Source organism: Rummeliibacillus sp. JY-2-4R (assembly GCF_053847205.1).
In genome coordinates this window covers 1,063,966-1,083,455 of the sequence record NZ_CM132623.1, presented here as the reverse complement: position 1 = coordinate 1,083,455, position 19,490 = coordinate 1,063,966, and the positions used below count along the sequence as shown (strand labels likewise).

Sequence of the window (19,490 nt, the reverse complement as noted above, 5' to 3'; positions counted from 1 at the left end):
GATTTTGTGTTCTATACAAAATCTTCTCCATATCTTCCAATCATTAATCCTTTTACTACTAAATAATTGCATCCACGATTAACGCACAAACAAATGCTACAAATGAAAGAATTGTTTCTAATGCAGTCCACGTTTTGAATGTTTCATTAATAGATAATCCTAAATATTCTTTAACCATCCAGAATCCTGCATCATTAACATGTGAGAACATTAATGAACCTGCTCCAGTAACAATAACAAGAAGTTCTAGGTTAACTCCTGACATATTCGCAATAATCGGAGATACAATCCCAGCTGCTGTAGTAAGTGCCACAGTAGCAGAGCCAGTTGCTATTCGGATTAACCCTGCAATAACAAACGCTAATACTAGTGGTGATACCGAGAAGTTTTGAGCTAAATGACCGATCGTATCGCCTACTCCACTATCAATCAATATTTGTTTAAATCCACCACCAGCACCAATAATTAAAACAATAGAGCCTACTGGTACTAAACAATCTTCTGTAAATTTCTTTATTGCTTTTTTATCTTGTCCTAGACGGAACCCAAGGAAATAATAAGCTGAAAATACAGAGATAAGTAATGCAATTAACGGACTTCCTACAAATGTAAATAAACTTTCAAGTGATTTATTTGCATGCATATAAGGAGCCGTCGTTCCAAGAACCATTAATATAACTGGCAGTAAAATAGTGAAGAATGAGATAAATGTACTTGGCATTTGATCTTCTGCTTTCTTATCTACATGTATAAATTCAGGTTCTTCAACAGGTTTTACACGTTTACTTATAAATTTTGCAAAAAGAGGTCCACCAATAATACCTGATGGAATCGCAATAATTAATGAATAAAGAAGTACTTTTCCTAAATTTGCGTTATAAATTCCGATTGCGGCAACAGCTCCAGGATGTGGAGGAACCAAACCATGTACAATGGATAATCCAGCAATCGCTGGTAAAGCAATTAATAAAATATTTTTCTTAGAAGCTTTTTGAATTGAGATTACAAGTGGAAGTAAGATTAAAATACCTACTTCGAAGAAAACTGGAATCCCAATAATGAATCCTGAAAAGAACATTGCCCATGGTAGTTTCTTTTCACCAAAAACTTTTATAAAGAAATTCGCAATTCTTAAACCGGCTCCTGACTCAGCGAGCATTTTACCTAATATGGCACCTAATGCAATGATACCGATTAAGTGACCAAGTGTTCCTCCAACACCCGTTTCATAGGCCTTTACAATTTCATCTAACTTCATACCAGTGAAGATGGCAAGAAATAGACTAGCAATTAATAAACTAATAAATGCATGCCATTTAAAGACTGATACAGCGACTATAACAATGCCAATCGCTAATAATGTAATGATTATTAAATAAGCGTCCAATTTAACATCCCTCTTTTATTGTGTGAATTATTTGTTCTGTATTGAATGTAAGCATTTTCATATACTTAATTATAAGAAAAAAAATTACTTAAATCAATTAAAATTTAGAAAAAATTTTCTATCTGTTATTTAACAGTTGTACTTTTTATTCCCCATAAACCTTTATCTATGTAAAAAAAGTCGGTGTAAAGCTCCCGACTTTTTTTTCTTATTTATGGAATGATGATGATTCAAAGCTGGATAGTTCTGATGATGATGAAGAGGATGATGACGAACTTGATGAACTTGAAGATCCAACTGAACCTACACCATGAGATGTGGATGAGCTTTCGTCTTCAAACTCCCATTCCTCCTCAAAATCGATTGGATGAATGTTGATACAAATAGTTGTTTCTCCAACAACCTCTGCTAATAATTCTCTTTCAATGGTGATGTTAAAATGCTCCCCATCTGGACTGATTACCGCTTCAATGCAATTCGGATGTTGTATTACTCGAATATGCACTTCTTCTTTACCTGTTGAATCTCCATCACGATAATTCAGTTTGATTCTTTCACGATATGGAATAGATTCAGAAAATACTGCAGTTTTAGAATGATTGTTGTATGCATACCATACATTAACATCGAATTTACCTGATACTTCTACAAATTTTCCGTTTTTATGAGCGGAATAAGTATGATTGATAACCCAACAACCCAAAATACTTGACGGTCTATTAGTTGGACGTAGTGTTTCACTGCTTTCTGTTCTCTTTTTACCCTTCGCAACCACTGCTTTTGTCACAATATGACGAAACTGTTTCAGCGTAATTCCTCCTTTGCTTGCGTTCACCACATCATATGCGACATCTGCCTAGCGGGTGCCTAATTCTAAAAAGAAAATCGACAAAAAAGGAGGGTTCCTTAGAATAATAATGCTCTAAGGAAACCTCCTTTTATTAACTACAGTGTTATGAACAACTTCCTGGTTCAGAGTTGCGTACTTTAGAGCCTGTTTCGCCACGCAAAACATCTCCACCAGTTGATTCAACAATTTCATCTGTCACATTATTAGCAATTGTGTTTGCTACAAGTTGGAGTAAATCATTAACATCACCTTGTGATTGTTTGAACTCTACAACAATTGGTAAAGAATCGATTTCTTCCTCGATCTTATCTATTTTTTCTTCGATTAACTTTAATGCTTTTTCTTTTCCATAATGTTGGAAGTTTACAGCTTGTTTTTGTAAGCTTTTTAAACTTGCGATTTTTTCACGAACAAATTGATTTTCATTAATTTGCGCTTCTGCTTGTTTAAAGAATTCAACTTCTTCAGTATTAGCAATCATATGTGCAATTTCATGTGCTTTCTCAATAATATCGTCTTTTGTAAATACATTTGCCATTATACATTCACCTCTTGGTTTGATACAACTTCTAAAAATTCACCTTGTAATGACCAGGTTTTCGCTTCAGTTATTTTCACTTTCACGAGTTTTCCAATCACTTCATTAGGTGCGACGAAGTTAACAAGTTTATTTTTTCTTGTATATCCAGCCAAAACTTCTGGATTTCTTTTGCTTTCACCTTCAACTAAAACTTCTACGATTTGACCATCGTATTTTTTTAAAGCTTGTCCGCAGTATTCATTTACTACGTCATTTAATCGTTGTAGACGATCTTTTTTCACTTCTAAAGGTACATTATCTACCATCTTCGCTGCTGGTGTTCCTTCACGAGGAGAATATACATACGTATAGGCCATTTCAAAGCCTACTTCCCTATATAAAGAAAGAGTTTCTTCAAATTGTTCTTCTGATTCATTTGGGAAGCCTACAATAATATCTGTAGTGAGTGCGACATCGGGTATTGCTTTACGAATTTTATGCACCAACTCTAAATAGCTTTCTCGTGTATATTTACGTGCCATAATTTTCAACATTTCACTAGACCCAGATTGAACTGGTAAATGTATATGTTCAACTAAATTTCCTTTTTTCGCTAACACTTCAATTAAGTGATCATCAAAATCTCTTGGATGACTTGTTGTGAAACGAATACGTGGAATATTAATTTTCCGTAAATCATCCATTAAATCGCCTAAACGATAATTTTGACCATCAAAGTCTTTTCCGTATGCATTAACATTTTGACCTAGCAAAGTAATTTCCATATAGCCTTGCGCTGCTAAGCTACGAACTTCTTGAATGATATCTTCTGGTTTTCTGCTACGTTCTTTACCTCGTGTATATGGAACGATACAGTATGTACAAAACTTATCGCAACCATACATAATATTAACCCATGCTTTTGTATTGCCTTTACGTACTTTTGGAAGGTTTTCAATGACGTCCCCTTCCTTAGACCACACTTCAATTACCATTTCTTTCGATAAATAAGCTTCGTTTAAGATTTCCGGTAAACGATGAATATTATGTGTTCCAAAAATCATATCAACTTGGTCATATGTCTTTAATATTTTTTTCACAACTGCTTCTTCTTGAGACATACAACCACAAACACCAATTAGTAAATCTGGATTTTTTAGTTTTAAAGGTTTTAAATGACCTAATTCCCCAAATACTCGGTTTTCAGCATTTTCACGAATTGCACATGTATTCATTAAGATCACATTTGCTTCTTCAACATCTTCAGTTGGCTCATATCCTAATTGCATGAAAATTCCGGCCATCACTTCTGTATCATGTTCATTCATTTGGCAACCGTAAGTGCGAATCAAAAACTTGCGTCCAGTTCCCATTCCCAAGTATTGTTGATTAATTTTAAAATCCTTATGATATTGAATTTCTTCTTTTCCACGTTTCTTTGCATCCTTTAAAGAAGGCTGCGTATAGGTTGACTCAAAATATTTACTATAGTCTTTTTCTGTTGTAGAAGACTTTGTATTTATTGCTTGTTGACTATCAAGTCTTTGTTCTTCGTTCATCGGTAAACTCCTTTCGTACGTATACCCATTTTACTATTATACTTAAAAGTAGTGCATTCCTACAAGATAAGAGATTTAAATGTTTTATATTCGTCATATTCATGAACGAAAAATAGCAAAAAAAATCGCCCAAAATTAGATATGGACGATTTTTTCATAAATAGATTGAAATGAAATTGAATTACATAAATTCTTTCATTAAATCGTTTAATTCTTCTTCTTTCATCATTATGTCTGCTTTGTTTAGTGGTTCTTCATGATAGCCTACTACTTTTTCTTGATATGAAGGTTCTTCATCATTTTGATAAATAATCCCTGTTACGAGTCCTTCATAATCCATTACAGTTCTCATTGCTTCTGCACGGTTTGTTGCATCATAGCCTTCAATGCTTGATAGTTTTGTGATATGTTCTTTAAACCAATCATATGTGTTGACTTTGTTATATGTTACGCAAGGACTAAATACATTGATAAATGAGAAGCCTTTATGCTTCATACCCGCTTCAATAATAGCTGTTAGTTCTTTTAAATCTGTTGAAAAGCTTTGAGCAACAAATGTAGCACCAGATGATAGGGCCACTTCCAATGGTTTTAAAGATGGCTCAATTGCTCCACCTGGTGTTGATTTTGTAACAAAACCAGCAGCTGAACGAGGTGAAGTTTGTCCTTTTGTTAAGCCATAGATTTGGTTATCCATCACAACATAAGTGATATCGATATTACGACGAATCGAGTGAATTGTATGCCCCATTCCGATAGCAAAGCCATCTCCATCTCCACCGGATGCAATGACATTTAAGTCTCGATTTGCCATTTTTAAGCCTTGAGCAATTGGAAGTGCACGACCATGAATGCCATGCAAACCATATGAATTAATATATCCTGCTACTCGTCCTGAACAACCTATACCAGAAACAACTGCTAGATTATGTGGTTCTATATTAAGATTTGCTGCTGCACGTTGGATAGCTGCTTGTACTGAAAAGTCACCACATCCAGGGCACCAGTTAGGTTTTACAGTATTTCGGAAATCCTTAAATGTTACCATCTGTTAGCAACTCCTTTACACGACCAAGTAATTCTTTTGGTAAGAATGGTGTACCGTCGTATTTTGTTAAATTTACAATTTTATCATGGTAACCCATGTTCAATTTCATAATATTAGCTAATTGACCTGTCGCGTTGTTTTCAACAACGATTACCTTTTTCGCATGATCAATTAATGGTTTCATGTCATCTATTGGGAAAGGATGAATTAGACGAATATGTGCGTGATTCGTTTTAATTCCTTCTGCATCAAGTAATGGACGTATTTCTTCTAGTACACCTTTTGTAGATCCAAAACCTACTAATAATAGATCTGCTTCCTCGTTTGGTGCATCTGTAAATACAGGCATATTAAAATGTACATGCTGTAACTTACGGAAACGTTTGTCCATTTGAACTTTTCGATTTCCTGCTGCCTCAGATGGTTTTCCTTCTTCATTATGCTCAACACCTGTTACATGGTGAATACCATATTTTTGGCCTGGAACAACTCGAGTTGAAATACCATCTTCTGTTACTTCATAACGTTTAAAGTATTGTTTATCTTCAATTTCTGGAAGATCATCCATGTTTAATTTTCCACGGTTAATCTTAATTTTAGAGTAGTCAAATGGCTCTACTGTTTGTTTACCTAGTGATAACTGCAAGTCTGAAAGTACAATTACTGGTAATTGTAATTCATCTGCGATATTGAATGCTTGAATCGTATCGTAGAATGCTTCTTCACCAGTTGATGGTGCAATTACAACCTTTGGAATTTCACCATGTGTACCATAAAGCATCGCCATTAAATCAGATTGTTCTTGTTTAGTAGGTAGACCAGTTGATGGGCCACCTCGTTGTGTATCAACAACAACTAAAGGTGTTTCAGTCATACCAGCAAGTCCAAGTGATTCCATCATTAGTGACAAACCAGGACCAGCTGATGCAGTAAATGCACGGACGCCACCGTAGTTAGCACCAATAGCCATAGTGGCAGCTGCAATTTCATCTTCTGTTTGAATAACAGTCCCACCAAATTTAGGAAGCTTTTTGATTAGATACTCCATGATTTCTGATGCTGGAGTGATTGGGTATGCACTCATTAAACGAGCACCAGCTGCAAGTGCACCAAGAGCAATCGCTTCATTACCAATCATAAATAACCGGTGCTTTCCATCACCTGGTTCCAGTTCAAATTTACCTACTTGCGTCTTTAAAAGGTCATTCATAATTTCATGACCTTTTGCGATTGCTTCCATATTTTTTTGTACAACTGCTTCACCTTTACGGCCAAAAATTTCGTTGACTACACTTTGGAATACTTCATCTTCAAGATTCATCAATGCTGCAGTTGCACCTATTGCAACCATGTTTTTCATGAGCGAAGTGCCGAGTTCTGTAGCGATGTCAGTAAACGGAACTACATATAATTCTGCTGGGCAATCTTCTGGCTTTACAGGGTTAAATTTAGCGTCTGCTAAAATAACTCCTTCAGCTGTTAATTCTTTATAGTTAACCTCTATTGTTTCTTGGTCAAATGCAACTAATATATCTAACTCATCTGGAATTGTATGTACAGTTGATGTACGTACATTAATTTTATTATTCGTATGGCCACCCTTAATACGGGAAGAGAAGTGACGGTATCCATATAAATGGTAACCTAATCGGTTCATCGCTGTTGAGAAGATTTCTCCGGTACTTTCAATACCTTCCCCTTGTTGCCCACCGACTTTCCATGAAAGCTGATGTAACATAATCAACACTCCTTAATAATAAACGTCTTTACTTTTTTATTCTTCATAAGTTTATCATGAACATGCACATGAAACTATTGTTATTATCGGATTTCGCTATAAAATCAGACCTTTGACTGAAGTCATTGTTCATCAATCTGTAACGATAATAATTCGGCCTATGTATATTTTCTTTCAAAACAACAAAAAAATACCGGATATTATCCGGTATTTCCGTTTATATGTCTCGCGAAAACAATGGCAGATAGTCGTTATTTCAGAATACATGAACTTAGGCTATCTTCCTTGAAACAGTCCCTCGGTCGAAAGCTGAAAAAATGCGCATCTGTCGGACCTTCCAATGATTTCGGATCTGGACAAGCCGCCTCCGCTTTTATCTCTATCCAGCTCAACGCGCCTGACCCTTGAGGACGATTCGGTTCCTCCAGCGCTTGTCAGGGGCCCACACGAAGTGGGTCAGATAGCCGTTGCGACAACGATGTCGCGAATTTAGGCTATCTTCCTTAAAACGGGCGCGTTTCGCTTTTTTGACTATCTGCCTCGTTTTTCTACGAGTAGTTTTAAAGCTGTTCGGTCTTCACCAGCGATTAGTATATCTGTAAATGCTGGCGAACAAGTTAAATCTGTACCACTCGGCGCTACAAAGCCTCTCGCAATCGCGATCGCTTTTACAGCTTGATTGAGTGCACCTGCCCCTACTGCTTGCATCTCTGCATATCCTTGCTCTCTAATCACTGCCACTAATGCACCTGCTACGGAATTTGGGTTGGAGCGAGACGATACTTTCAATGAATCCACAACTATTCCTCCCTTAGTTTGAAAAATCGGGGACATTTTTGATTGTCCATGGAACATTGTATGCACGTCACGCATGAGATAGACTAAATTATGGTATGAAAGGATAATCCTCATTAATATATATACGTTCAAATTTTATCGCTTTACCTGATTTATTATCTAGTTCAACAAAAAAGCCACTAAATACTTCCCTACCTTGTTTTGGAACTTCAAAACGTGTAGGCATATTTGTTTTAAAACGATACAAAACGTTTTCTTTTTTCATACCTAAAACTTCATCATAGGGACCAGTCATCCCAACATCCGATATAAATGCTGTACCCCCAGGGAAAATTCGTGCATCAGCAGTTTGAACATGCGTATGAGTACCAACAACAGCAGATACTTTCCCATTTAAATGCCATCCTAATGCTATTTTTTCACTTGTTGTTTCAGCATGAAAATCCACGAAAATAAGTGGCGATATTTTTTTTGCTTCTTCAACTAATTCTTCTGCTTTTGCGAATGGATCTTCATGTGGTGGCAAAAATACGCGGCCATGCAAATTAATAACCGAAATGGATTGACCATTTTTTGTAATAGACACCATTCCTTTACCTGGTGCTTCATCTGAAAAATTTGCAGGGCGAATTAAATAATCAGCATCATCGATAAAATCAAAAATTTCTTTATTATCCCATGTGTGATTTCCCATTGTAATCACATCTACACCGACCATAAGTAATCTTTGATAAATACGCTTCGTCATTCCTCTACCAGCTGCTGCATTCTCACCATTAGCAATCACAACATCCACGTTATATTTTCTTTTTAATCTAGGTAAATAGGATTCAACTGTATCTAATCCGATATCTCCTACAATATCACCTATAAATAATACTTTCATTTTATTCACTCTTTTCCATATAAAAAGGCTTCTCAACCGAAGTTCAAAGAAGCCTTTTTATCAATTAAGTTATTTTTTGAATTATCAATTATTTTGCGTATTCTACAGCTCTTGTTTCTCGTATTACGGTTACCTTAATATGTCCTGGATAATCAAGTTCATCCTCAATTTGTTTTCGGATATCCCTTGCCAAACGATGTGATGCTAAATCATCAATTTGGTCAGGTCTAACAATAATACGAATTTCACGTCCAGCTTGAATTGCAAAGGACTTTTCTACACCATCAAAGGATTCAGAAATTTCCTCTAGTCTTTCAAGACGACGAATATAGTTTTCTAATGTTTCGCTCCGTGCACCTGGACGAGCTGCTGATAATGCATCTGCAGCAGCAACTAATACTGCAATCACAGAAGTAGGCTCTGTATCACCATGATGCGAAGCAATACTATTAATAACTACAGGGTGCTCATTATATTTAGTAGCCAACTCTACCCCAATTTCAACATGGCTACCTTCTACTTCGTGGTCAATTGCTTTACCAATATCGTGTAGTAAACCTGCTCGTTTGGCCAATGTTACATCTTCACCTAATTCAGCAGCTAATAACCCAGTTAAATGAGCTACTTCAATTGAGTGTTTTAAGACGTTTTGACCATAGCTTGTACGATATTTCATACGGCCAAGAATTTTCATTAAATCGGGATGTAGATTGTGAATTCCAACTTCAAATGTTGTTTGTTCACCAGTTTCTCTTATTTGCTCATCAACTTCACGTCTTGATTTTTCCACCATTTCTTCAATACGAGCTGGATGAATTCGGCCATCTTGTACTAGTTTTTCTAGTGCTAGTCGTGCAGTTTCACGACGTATAGGATCAAAGCCTGATAATATAACGGCTTCTGGAGTATCATCGATGATTAAATCGATACCAGTTAACGTTTCAAGTGTTCTAATGTTACGACCTTCACGGCCAATAATTCGGCCTTTCATCTCATCATTTGGTAAGTTAACGACAGATACAGTCGTTTCTGCAACGTGGTCTGCTGCAAAGCGTTGAATGGCAAGTGATAAAATTTCCCGAGCCTTTTTGTCAGCATCCTCTTTTGCGCGTGTTTCAGCTTCTTTAGTCATAACGGCAATATCAGTTGATAACTCATTTTCTACTTGTTTTAGTATAATTGCTTTTGCTTCATCACGAGTTAATGCTGAAATGCGTTCAATTTCGGACTGTTGTTTAGCAACAAGTTCTTCCACTTTGCTTTCCATCTGTACAATATGCTGTTGTCTTTCAGATAGAGCTTCTTCTTTTCGCTCTAATCCTGATTCTCTCTTATTCAGAGCGTCATCCTTGCGATCAAGATTTTCTTCTCTTTGCACTAACCGGTTTTCTTGTTTCATAAGTTCTGCCCGGCGTTCACGGATGTCATTTTCTGCTTCAGTTCGAAGTATGTGAGTTTCATCTTTTGCTTCAAGTAGTGCTTCTTTCTTAAGCGATTCTGCTTCTTTTTTAGCTTCTTCAATAATAACCTCAGCAGTAATCCTTGCACCTGACACTTTTGAATCGTTCACTTTTTTCATAACGAAATAGATAACAGCGGCACCGACGATGATTCCTAGCAAAGCGGAGATGATGTAGTACATCATTCGAACACCTCCTCTTGCTGTTTTCATATTCTCTTTCATCGGCTTTACATTGAATATTCAATATAGTGCCAATTTCATTTCAATTTTAGAAATAATACAACTTAATTGTATAGTTGATACATAGACCTGTCAAGGATTCACAGTTTTTGGATATATATAAAATAGGCTGCCCTAAGAGTGTTTATATCTCTTTTAGGGCAGCCAACTCGTTAGATGAAAATAGTAAACTAAAGATTTTCCAGCTATTTTACAAAACTATATTCTGCTTTTTGTGTAAAGTTCTATTGAACAGTCTATTCTCCATCAAATAATGAAGGAGTTTCATCTGATTCAGTTTCTTCAGGAACAACTACTTGACCATCACCAATACCTGAAGCAACACGTATTTTTTGCGCAATTTCATCACGGATTTCTGGATTTTCTTTTAAGAATTGCTTAGCATTTTCACGACCTTGTCCTAATCGTTCATCTTCATATGCATACCATGAGCCACTTTTTTCTACGATATCCTTTTCAACACCGATATCGATAATTTCGCCTTCTTTTGATATGCCTTCTCCATACATAATATCAACTTCAGCAGTTTTAAATGGTGGAGCTACTTTATTTTTCACAACTTTAATCTTCGTACGGTTACCAACCATTTCATTACCTTGTTTAATTGATTCTGCACGACGCACTTCTAAACGTACAGAAGCGTAGAATTTAAGTGCACGTCCACCTGGTGTTGTTTCAGGGTTACCGAACATAACACCAATCTTTTCACGAACTTGGTTGATGAAGATTGCAATCGTATTAGATTTATTGATAATTCCAGATAGTTTTCGTAATGCTTGAGACATTAAGCGAGCTTGCAAACCCATATGAGAGTCTCCCATTTCGCCTTCAATCTCTGCTTTCGGAACAAGTGCTGCTACTGAGTCAATAACGATAATATCAATGGCACCACTTCGTACAAGGGCTTCAGCAATTTCTAAAGCTTGTTCACCAGTATCTGGTTGAGAAAGTAACAATTCGTCGATATTAACGCCAAGTTTAGAAGCATAAGCAGGATCAAGAGCATGTTCAGCATCGATAAATGCTGCTTGCCCTCCATTTGCTTGTACTTCTGCGATAGCATGTAGTGCTACTGTTGTTTTACCAGAACTTTCTGGTCCGTATATTTCAATGACTCGACCTCGTGGATATCCACCAACTCCAAGTGCAGTATCAAGTGCTAAAGAGCCACTTGAAGATGTAGAAATTCGACGGTCTGCCTGTTCTCCTAATTTCATCACAGACCCTTTACCAAATTGTTTTTCAATTTGTTTCAGAGCCATATCTAATGCCGCTTTACGTTCGTCCAATCTAGTTCCTCCTTAAAAGTAAGTTCACTTTTATTTCTGTCTCTACTATACTTCTTTTTTGAGAAAAACACAAGAAAAAAGCGAACGTTTATTCGTAATTTTTTTGTGCAGAATTAAAATTTAATAGACTAAAAGCATATAAAATGTCTATTTTGCTTGTCTTTTTCTTATCAAAATTTAATTTTGTACACTTTTTATATTTTTGAATAGCCTTTTTCGTTTAATAATTGAATTATATAGTGAAAAGCAAATTTCACCGCAAGCAGTCTATTTGTATTTCGCATACTTGATAAATGTAATTGATAGGTTTTAGGTTGATCATTATCGATAGCGATGCCAATCCATACTGTTCCTGCAGGTTGATCACCATGTGCATCTGGCCCAGCTGCACCTGTTAAACCAACACCAATATTAGATTTAAATTTTTCTCTCACTAATTTTGCCATCGCTCCTGCACACTCAGCGCTTACTACGCCAAACTCATTTAAAATTTCTTTCGGCATACCCAATTGCTCTTTTTTTACTTGCTCATTATAAGTAACCATGCCACCGAGTAATGATTGACCAATACCTGTATTTTCTGCAAGCTCTGATGTGAATAGTCCCGCTGTTAAACTTTCAGCAGCTGCAATTGTTAGATTATTATTTATAAGCATTTCGGCTATTTTACTTGATAGTGAATCATCATCTACACCGTAGAAATATTTTCCAACTCTATCTAATATTTTGTCTTTTGTTGCGTTAATCAACTTCCAAGCTTTTTCGTCATTTTCAGTATTTGCTGTTATTCGAAGTGTCACTTCACCATCAGATGCTAGTGGTGCAATCGTTGGATTAGTTTGATTATCCAATAAATCTTGAATTTTATCTTCTAGTTCAGCTTCACCAATTCCGTAAAAACGCAATACATGAGAGACAATTTTAGACCCTTGGTGCATACGCGATAAGAGCTTTGGCTTTGCTTCAAATTGAAACATTGGTTCAATTTCTTTAGGTGGACCTGGCAGTAAAATATAGGTACGATGATCATAATCATATATCATTCCTGGAGCCATGCCATTCTTATTTACTAAAACTTCACAGCCTTTTAATACAAGTGCTTGTTTTCGGTTATTAGCAGTCATAACTCGGTTCCGTTTGGCAAAAAAGTCTTCAATCGCCTTCATAGCGAACTCATCTTCTACTAGATCAGTATGTAAGTGTTTCGCTATTGTCTCCTTTGTTAAATCGTCTTTTGTTGGTCCTAATCCACCAGAAAAAATGATTAAATCAGAACGAGTTTCTGCAATTTTAATTGCTTCTAGTAGCCTATTTGAATTGTCTCCTACTACAGTTTGATAGTAAACATTAATGCCTAGTTCAGACAGTTGGCTGGAGATAAAACGTGCATTAGTATTTGTAATTTGCCCTAATAATAATTCCGAACCTACAGCAATAATTTCAGCATTCATTTATAATATCCCCCTATCAATTAGTTAAAAAAAAGGCCCATTCGTTTACTATCAATCAAACCCTCACAACAGTGGTTATATATGATTGATTCATAAAATGAGCCTTTCATTTTATTTAATTATATTCTTTAGCGAAAACAAAACCATTATTTTGATTCCAACAAAACTTTGCGATTTAAATAGAAGTAATCTAAACCAGACCAAATTGTAAAGAATAGTGCTATATAAAGCATAATTGTACCAAAAGGAATTCCCCACATTTCAAAGATAATATTGTGAAGTAATAACGAAGAAATTGCTACAATTTGTGCCCAAGTTTTTATTTTACCTAGTTGGTTAGCAGCTACCACTTCACCTTGTTCAGCACAGATTAATCGTAAACCTGTTACTGCAAATTCACGACTGATAATAATAATGACCACCCATGCAGGTGCATAACCTAATTCAACCAATAAGATAAAGGCAGATGATACTAATAATTTATCCGCTAATGGATCCAAAAATTTCCCTAAATTAGTAACTAAATTGTACTTACGTGCATAATGACCATCAATCCAGTCAGTCAACGATGCAATAATAAATATCATAGCCCCGACAAAATGCTCTACTGGTAAAGTAACGCCCAAAATAGACATATCTCCAAAGCCAAAGTCTAATACCATTACAAGTACGAAAATAGGAATTAGGCAGATTCGAGAGACTGTAATTCTATTCGGAATATTCATTTGTTTCACCTTTCTTAACAAAGGAAAAAGTCATCTTCATCAGATGACTGTTCCCTTACTCGAATTTAATAACAATATTTTGAGTATAACGTTCTGAAGGAGATGCTGCAAATTTAATTTTTTCATCATTTACATATACAGTACCATTTGCAGATGCACCAAGTCTAACTCGAACACTTTTCTTTCCTTTAGCATCGACTTCAACTTTTTCACCAGCATTATACATTTTTGCTGTACCCGTTAGCTCGTTACCATTTTCGTCTTGTATTCCTACCCATGTAGTACCACTAACTTCAACTTTCACTTTAAAGTCTTTAGCACCTGTTAATGAGTATGTTGTTGTTTCATTATCACTTTCTAATGTACCTTTTGATATTTTTTGTACCACTTTATCGTTTGCCGCTTGATCTTTTTGTGATTGTTGATCTGACACATTTGTGTCTTTTGCTGCAGTATTTTCTTGAGCTTGTTTATCCTTATTACTATTGGTTTTAACGTCTGTTTCAACTTGAACGTCTTGTGGTTTTGGATCATCTACAACACTGCTGCTAGAATTGTGTTGTTTTAAAAACCAAATCGCTGCAATAATAATGATGATAAATAAGGCAACAATTATCTTCGGCATCCAATCAGAACTTCCTCCAGCTGTTTTTTTTGTAAGACTTCTTCTAGCTTGAGGTTGTTGGATGTTCGCCGTTGCTGATACATTTTCTGCCGTTTTATTTGCAGGTATTTCACCTTTATAAGTTTCCAACAATTCGATTGAATCTAAGCCCACTGCTTCTGCGTACTGTTTGATAAATGCTCGTACATAGAATGTCCCAGGCATCATGTTAAAATTACCTTCTTCAATAGCAGATAAATACCTTTTTTGAATTTTAGTAATTTCTTGCAAATCATCCAGACTATAACCTTTTGACACTCTCGCTTCCTTTAAACGAGCTCCTAGTTCTGTCAATTGTAAACACCTTCCTGTTAAAAATTAAATCCTCCAAAACCGCCGAAACCACCCGAATCTTGCAGAAAGCTATTATTACGTTCTAACACCTCGTATGTAATTTCTTCATCTGGATGATGTCTTAATTCGATAATATAATCGAAGTCATCAATTGTATATTCAGAATATTGCACGAACATATCAGGATGTTCAATCACGATAATTGTCGGTAATTGCATTATTTCACGAACCAATTGTTGATGTCCCTCGTCCGACGAACGTCTTGTAACTACTCCATCTAAGATGAATACATTGTTACTGTTAAATTCATCTCCCAAAAGTCGATTACGTAAAGTTTGTTTAATCATAGTCGAAGATAGGAATATCCATTTTTTATTTGCACAAACACTTGATGCGACAATTGACTCAGTTTTACCAACACGAGGCATACCACGAATTCCAATTAATTTCCGGCCTTCCTTTTTGAAAATCTCAGCCATAAAATCTACAAGAATTCCAAGCTCATCTCGAACAAATCTAAATGTCTTTTTCTCATCCGCTTCTCTTTGAATATAACGACCATGCCGAATTGCTAAACGATCCCGTGTAGTAGGTTGTCGGAATTTAGTAACTTTAATCATTTCCATAGTTGAAACAATATTTCTAAAGCGCTCAATTTGCTCTTCGTTCTCAGCACGTAAAAGCATTCCTCTTCGTACTTGGTCAACACCATTGATTGTAACTATATTAACGCGAAGCATTCCTAATAATGATGCAATATCACCTAATAATCCGGGGCGATTGATCTGTATTTCATATTCAAAATACCATTCTCTCACGATACAACGATCCCTTCTATTATAAGACGCTTAAAACATTTTCTATGTTCCATAATAGCCGATTTTCCCATAGAAGAAAAGAAAAAAAGGAAAGGGATTTCTTAAAAGTGTAATTAAACACTTTTAGGGCATCCCAGAACACAAAAAAACGTATATACATTACTATTCAATACTATACTTTACCCTACTATAATCTTTTAACACTATCATTTTTGAGAATGTATTAAAACTACAATTATATGTACCAACCACCATTAATGCTTAGTATTTGCCCTGTTATATAATCTGCTTTTCCAGATTGTAGAAATGCTACTAAGTAGGCTACTTCTTCTGGCTTACCAGCGCGCTCTAACGGAATTTCATCTATTAAAGTAGACATTTCTTCATCACTTAAATGTCCATTCATCTTCGTATCTATTAATCCCGGTGCGACTGCATTAACACGAATTCCATTGTAAGATACTTCTTTGGCATATGCTTTAACGAATGCATGTATTGCACCTTTTACAGTTGAGTATAAAGTTTCGTAAGCTCCACCTGTTTCACCCCAGATTGAACCTATGATTGTAATATAGCTAACACTATGCTGCCGTAGTTTAGAAGTAAGTAAGCTTATCAACTGAATTGGGGTTTGAACATGTACCTTCCAAAGTGTATTCATCTCTTCAACTGTCGTATCTTCCACTAGTTTATATAATGCATGACCACTTGCGATAACAATAGCTTCTAATGAAAAAATAGATTGGGAGATTTTCTTAGCACCATCATCACTAGTTAAATCAGCTTGTATTGTCATAAACTCTTGATCAGGAAATTCTTTTATAAGATTTTGAACCAAACCCTGTATGCTTGTTTTATTGTCATTGTATTGCATATATAACGACCAACCGTCCATCGCTAATTCATGACAGATGGCACTTCCGATTGAACCGGAAGCGCCTAATACTAACGCAAATTTCTTCATATTAATGATTAACCTTCTTTTACTGAATCAGTCTTTGAATGATCTTCTAACGGTAAAATTTTAAATACAGTTTGTTGTGATTCTCCCTGTAGAGATTTAAAAGCTTCTTGCACATCTGCTACGGTCAACTCTTCAATTGCAGAAACAGAATCAAATAAATTCATATCATTAAATTTATAACGTGTAAACTGATTAGCAATAAATTCAATCGAATTTAGCGCTCTCAAATTAAATCCAATTCTACGACGTTTTACTCTTTCTAATTCTTCTTCCCCAAAAGGCCATTTTTCCTCTGCTTTTTTCAATTGTCCTTTAATAGCTTGAACTAGTTCGTCTGGTTTATACGTATCAGAACCAATCATCGCAAAGCCAAATCCATGTTCTAAAGAAAAATCGTATGAGTAAGATTCATCAATTAATCCTTCTTCATACACCTTTGTGTAAAAATCAGATGATCGGCCAAATAAAATATCTAATGTTAAACTAATCGCAAGTTCATGTTTTAACATTTCACGCCCAGATAGACTTGTTTCCTTTGCTTTTAGACCTACAGATACCTTTGACTTTGACACATCCATCCGTAATGAGCGTTCGGGAATAGCAACCTCTGTTTGTTCTTTAACTTCAATTCGCTTAATTGTTGTTGGTTTAGCGAATTCTTTTTTTGCTTGATTTTTCCGAATAAGTTCCATCATCTTTTCAGGTTCTAAAGCTCCAATTGCAAATAACAACATATTGGATGGATGATAGAACGTATTATAGCAAGTGTATAAATGGTCTGCTGTAATTTTGTCAATCGATTCTACGGTACCCGCGATATCAATTTTAACAGGATGTTCCTTGAACATATTCTCGATTGCACCAAAATATAAACGCCAATCAGGTTGGTCGTCATACATTGTAATTTCTTGACCAATAATCCCTTTTTCTTTGTTAACCGTTTTTTCAGTGAAGTAAGGTTCTTGAACAAAATTCAATAATGTTTCAGTACTTTCAAATACATGATTGGTTGCAGAAAACAGATAAGCTGTTCTTGTAAATGAAGTAAAGGCATTTGCTGAAGCACCATATTCACTAAACTTTTGGAATACATCTCCATCCTCTTTTTCAAACATTTTATGTTCTAAAAAGTGTGCAATTCCGTCGGGGACTGTGATTGCTTCTTGTTCACCAAGTGGTACAAAAGAACGGTCAACTGAACCATATTTCGTAGTAAATGTAACGAATGTTTTAGAGAAGCCCTTTTTCGGCAAAATATAAACATCTAAACCATTCTCAAGTTTTTCATAATACAAAGTCTCATCTAATTGATCAAAACGAATTGTTTCCATTATTTTTGGTCCTCCATTCCACTCAAGAAATAGACGGTTTCTTTATGCAATTGCTTTGCCATATCTACGACGTCTTGTTTAGTCACCGCTTGCCATTTTGCTTGCCAAGCTTCAACACTGAATTCCTCATCTAAATCTTTATATTGATCGAAAATTTCAATTTGACCTCGTGCAGAATCTAAAGCTTCTTTCAATTGATTTTGGAGCATTGCCTTTGTTTGTGTAATTTCTAAATCCGTTATTTCACCATTTTGCATAGCTTTTAATTGTTCATCAATTAATTGTGTTGCTTTCTTTTCATTTTCTGCATCGATACCAGACATGACGTAAACTAAGCCATATTGTGCAGAATAAGAACTTGAACAATAGTAAGCCATGCTTTCTTTTTCACGAACATTCATAAATAGCTTGGCATGTGGATAGCCACCAAAAATGCCATTAAAGATTTGCATCTTCGGGAAATCTGCGTCTTTAAAGAAAACAGGAGTAGTAAAACCGATATGCAGTTTTCCTTGTTTCATTTCTTGCGTTTCTTTTACGTAAGAATCAGTTGGTTCGATTTTAGGCATGCTTTGATTTTCAAATACCAACTTACGATCGCCGAATGGTAATGCTTTTTTTAATTCTTCGATCATTTTATCCTCATCTATATCCCCTACTACATAGATATCAATCACATCTTCTTCTATCATGTGTTGATATGTATCCTTTAAAGATTGTGGGGTAATTACTTCTACTGCTGGAATTGTGCCATTTGCAGAAATGGAAGCTGGATGATTTGGAGCTAAAATTTTCGTTAAGCGATTTTGTGCGTAACGAGATTTATCATCAAAAATGGATTGTATACGTTCTTTAACCATTTCTTTTTCACGCGTTACGATATTTTCTTTGAAGACACCATTCTCATAATTTGGTTCGAATAGTACAGTATGCATTAATTCTAATACTTTTCCTAATACATCTCCATGTTGCAAGTATTGATCATTGACTGTTTCAACATTTAATAATACAACATGTTCATTGCCTTTTTTAGATGTATCTAAATACAATACTGTACCGTATAAATCATCAAGATACATACGCATACTAGCAGTAGATGGGAATTTGGCATTACTATGTTGCAACACATTTGATAAAACAGTTCTTTGTGCTGCTTCCTCTTCCTTTAAAGGTCTTCTAAATTTAAGCGAAAAATTCACGGTTTTGAATTGATCGGTTACTCTTGTATGAATATGAACGTCTTTTGCTATTTCAATGGATTTAAACATTCAAACCCCTCCTATCTACTTAATATAACAAACCATTACCCCAACTATACATGCCAATTGAATAAAATTGCAACTAATGTAAAAGTAGGTTACAACTTAGACTTTATAACTAAGTAATTTCATTTTTAACTTTCCCGTAAAAACTACTTTTCGGCTCCACTTTTCTATTGTAAATCTAAAAGTTTGACCTATTCTATG

Annotated in this window: 17 protein-coding genes; all 17 read right to left on the bottom strand. The window is 35.4% G+C overall.

Translation table 11 applies throughout. From position 1 onward, the window contains the following. Positions 1 to 58: 58 nt before the first annotated feature. The 17 genes from ACWV26_RS05030 to yfmF all read right to left on the bottom strand — a co-directional run bounded on the left by ACWV26_RS05030 (position 59) and on the right by yfmF (position 19,292). Positions 59 to 1,387 (bottom strand): GntP family permease, encoded by a 1,329-nt coding sequence (locus tag ACWV26_RS05030; protein ID WP_455897278.1) that lies wholly within the window; start codon positions 1,385 to 1,387, stop codon positions 59 to 61. Positions 1,388 to 1,595: 208 nt separating this feature from the next. Next, complete coding sequence (gene cotE, locus ACWV26_RS05025) at positions 1,596 to 2,195, bottom strand: outer spore coat protein CotE (RefSeq protein ID WP_455898180.1); 600 nt, start codon at positions 2,193 to 2,195, stop codon at positions 1,596 to 1,598. A gap of 145 nt (positions 2,196 to 2,340) precedes the next feature. Beyond that, a complete protein-coding gene (locus ACWV26_RS05020; RefSeq protein WP_455897277.1) occupies positions 2,341 to 2,775 on the bottom strand; it encodes a RicAFT regulatory complex protein RicA family protein in 435 nt (144 codons plus the stop codon). Next, a complete protein-coding gene (miaB, locus tag ACWV26_RS05015) occupies positions 2,775 to 4,316 on the bottom strand; it encodes a tRNA (N6-isopentenyl adenosine(37)-C2)-methylthiotransferase MiaB (protein WP_455897276.1) in 1,542 nt (513 codons plus the stop codon). The genes ACWV26_RS05020 and miaB overlap by 1 nt, the downstream gene beginning before the upstream one ends. A 181-nt stretch (positions 4,317 to 4,497) precedes the next feature. Continuing rightward, positions 4,498 to 5,364, bottom strand: coding sequence for a 2-oxoacid:ferredoxin oxidoreductase subunit beta (locus tag ACWV26_RS05010; protein WP_455897275.1), 867 nt, complete (start codon positions 5,362 to 5,364; stop codon positions 4,498 to 4,500). Further along, the gene (locus ACWV26_RS05005; RefSeq protein WP_455897274.1) at positions 5,351 to 7,102 is read right to left on the bottom strand and encodes a 2-oxoacid:acceptor oxidoreductase subunit alpha; all 1,752 of its coding nucleotides are present in this window, start codon (positions 7,100 to 7,102) and stop codon (positions 5,351 to 5,353) included. The genes ACWV26_RS05010 and ACWV26_RS05005 overlap by 14 nt, the downstream gene beginning before the upstream one ends. Before the next feature lie 531 nt (positions 7,103 to 7,633). Further along, positions 7,634 to 7,900 carry a stage V sporulation protein S gene (locus ACWV26_RS05000; protein ID WP_102692595.1) on the bottom strand — a complete coding sequence of 89 codons (267 nt, stop codon included), beginning with the start codon at positions 7,898 to 7,900 and terminating at the stop codon, positions 7,634 to 7,636. A gap of 88 nt (positions 7,901 to 7,988) precedes the next feature. Continuing rightward, the gene (locus ACWV26_RS04995) at positions 7,989 to 8,786 is read right to left on the bottom strand and encodes a TIGR00282 family metallophosphoesterase (protein WP_455897273.1); all 798 of its coding nucleotides are present in this window, start codon (positions 8,784 to 8,786) and stop codon (positions 7,989 to 7,991) included. Positions 8,787 to 8,874: 88 nt separating this feature from the next. Further along, a complete protein-coding gene (rny, locus tag ACWV26_RS04990; RefSeq protein WP_455898179.1) occupies positions 8,875 to 10,428 on the bottom strand; it encodes a ribonuclease Y in 1,554 nt (517 codons plus the stop codon). Between the two features lie 296 nt (positions 10,429 to 10,724). Then, a complete protein-coding gene (recA, locus tag ACWV26_RS04985) occupies positions 10,725 to 11,777 on the bottom strand; it encodes a recombinase RecA (protein ID WP_455897272.1) in 1,053 nt (350 codons plus the stop codon). Positions 11,778 to 11,971: 194 nt separating this feature from the next. Beyond that, positions 11,972 to 13,228: a competence/damage-inducible protein A gene (locus ACWV26_RS04980; RefSeq protein WP_455897271.1), complete on the bottom strand. Its 1,257-nt coding sequence runs from the start codon at positions 13,226 to 13,228 to the stop codon at positions 11,972 to 11,974. A 146-nt stretch (positions 13,229 to 13,374) separates the two neighbouring features. Continuing rightward, positions 13,375 to 13,953 (bottom strand): CDP-diacylglycerol--glycerol-3-phosphate 3-phosphatidyltransferase, encoded by a 579-nt coding sequence (gene pgsA / locus ACWV26_RS04975; protein ID WP_455897270.1) that lies wholly within the window; start codon positions 13,951 to 13,953, stop codon positions 13,375 to 13,377. Between the two features lie 55 nt (positions 13,954 to 14,008). Continuing rightward, on the bottom strand, positions 14,009 to 14,911 hold the full coding sequence (locus ACWV26_RS04970) for a RodZ domain-containing protein (RefSeq protein WP_455897269.1): 903 nt from the start codon (positions 14,909 to 14,911) through the stop codon (positions 14,009 to 14,011). Between the two features lie 17 nt (positions 14,912 to 14,928). Next, entirely contained in the window at positions 14,929 to 15,729 is an 801-nt protein-coding gene (locus ACWV26_RS04965; protein WP_455897268.1) for a DUF3388 domain-containing protein, read from the bottom strand. Positions 15,730 to 15,964: 235 nt separating this feature from the next. Continuing rightward, positions 15,965 to 16,693, bottom strand: a complete 729-nt coding sequence (ymfI, locus tag ACWV26_RS04960) for an elongation factor P 5-aminopentanone reductase (protein ID WP_455897267.1) — start codon at positions 16,691 to 16,693, stop codon at positions 15,965 to 15,967. An 8-nt stretch (positions 16,694 to 16,701) separates the two neighbouring features. Then, positions 16,702 to 18,024, bottom strand: coding sequence for an EF-P 5-aminopentanol modification-associated protein YfmH (gene yfmH, locus ACWV26_RS04955; protein WP_455897266.1), 1,323 nt, complete (start codon positions 18,022 to 18,024; stop codon positions 16,702 to 16,704). After that, positions 18,024 to 19,292, bottom strand: a complete 1,269-nt coding sequence (gene yfmF, locus ACWV26_RS04950) for an EF-P 5-aminopentanol modification-associated protein YfmF (protein WP_455897265.1) — start codon at positions 19,290 to 19,292, stop codon at positions 18,024 to 18,026. Before yfmF ends, yfmH begins: the two co-directional genes overlap by 1 nt. Positions 19,293 to 19,490: the final 198 nt, after the last annotated feature.

What these genes read in the sequence shown, in the direction of transcription:
- ACWV26_RS05020 (WP_455897277.1), bottom strand. Translation starts at nt 2,775, where the DNA reads ATGGCAAATGTATTTACAAAAGACGATATTATTGAGAAAGCACATGAA.
- miaB (WP_455897276.1), bottom strand. Translation starts at nt 4,316, where the DNA reads ATGAACGAAGAACAAAGACTTGATAGTCAACAAGCAATAAATACAAAG.
- ACWV26_RS05010 (WP_455897275.1), bottom strand. Translation starts at nt 5,364, where the DNA reads ATGGTAACATTTAAGGATTTCCGAAATACTGTAAAACCTAACTGGTGC.
- ACWV26_RS05005 (WP_455897274.1), bottom strand. Translation starts at nt 7,102, where the DNA reads ATGTTACATCAGCTTTCATGGAAAGTCGGTGGGCAACAAGGGGAAGGT.
- ACWV26_RS04995 (WP_455897273.1), bottom strand. Translation starts at nt 8,786, where the DNA reads ATGAAAGTATTATTTATAGGTGATATTGTAGGAGATATCGGATTAGAT.
- rny (WP_455898179.1), bottom strand. Translation starts at nt 10,428, where the DNA reads ATGTACTACATCATCTCCGCTTTGCTAGGAATCATCGTCGGTGCCGCT.
- ACWV26_RS04980 (WP_455897271.1), bottom strand. Translation starts at nt 13,228, where the DNA reads ATGAATGCTGAAATTATTGCTGTAGGTTCGGAATTATTATTAGGGCAA.
- pgsA (WP_455897270.1), bottom strand. Translation starts at nt 13,953, where the DNA reads ATGAATATTCCGAATAGAATTACAGTCTCTCGAATCTGCCTAATTCCT.
- ymfI (WP_455897267.1), bottom strand. Translation starts at nt 16,693, where the DNA reads ATGAAGAAATTTGCGTTAGTATTAGGCGCTTCCGGTTCAATCGGAAGT.
- yfmH (WP_455897266.1), bottom strand. Translation starts at nt 18,024, where the DNA reads ATGGAAACAATTCGTTTTGATCAATTAGATGAGACTTTGTATTATGAA.
- yfmF (WP_455897265.1), bottom strand. Translation starts at nt 19,292, where the DNA reads ATGTTTAAATCCATTGAAATAGCAAAAGACGTTCATATTCATACAAGA.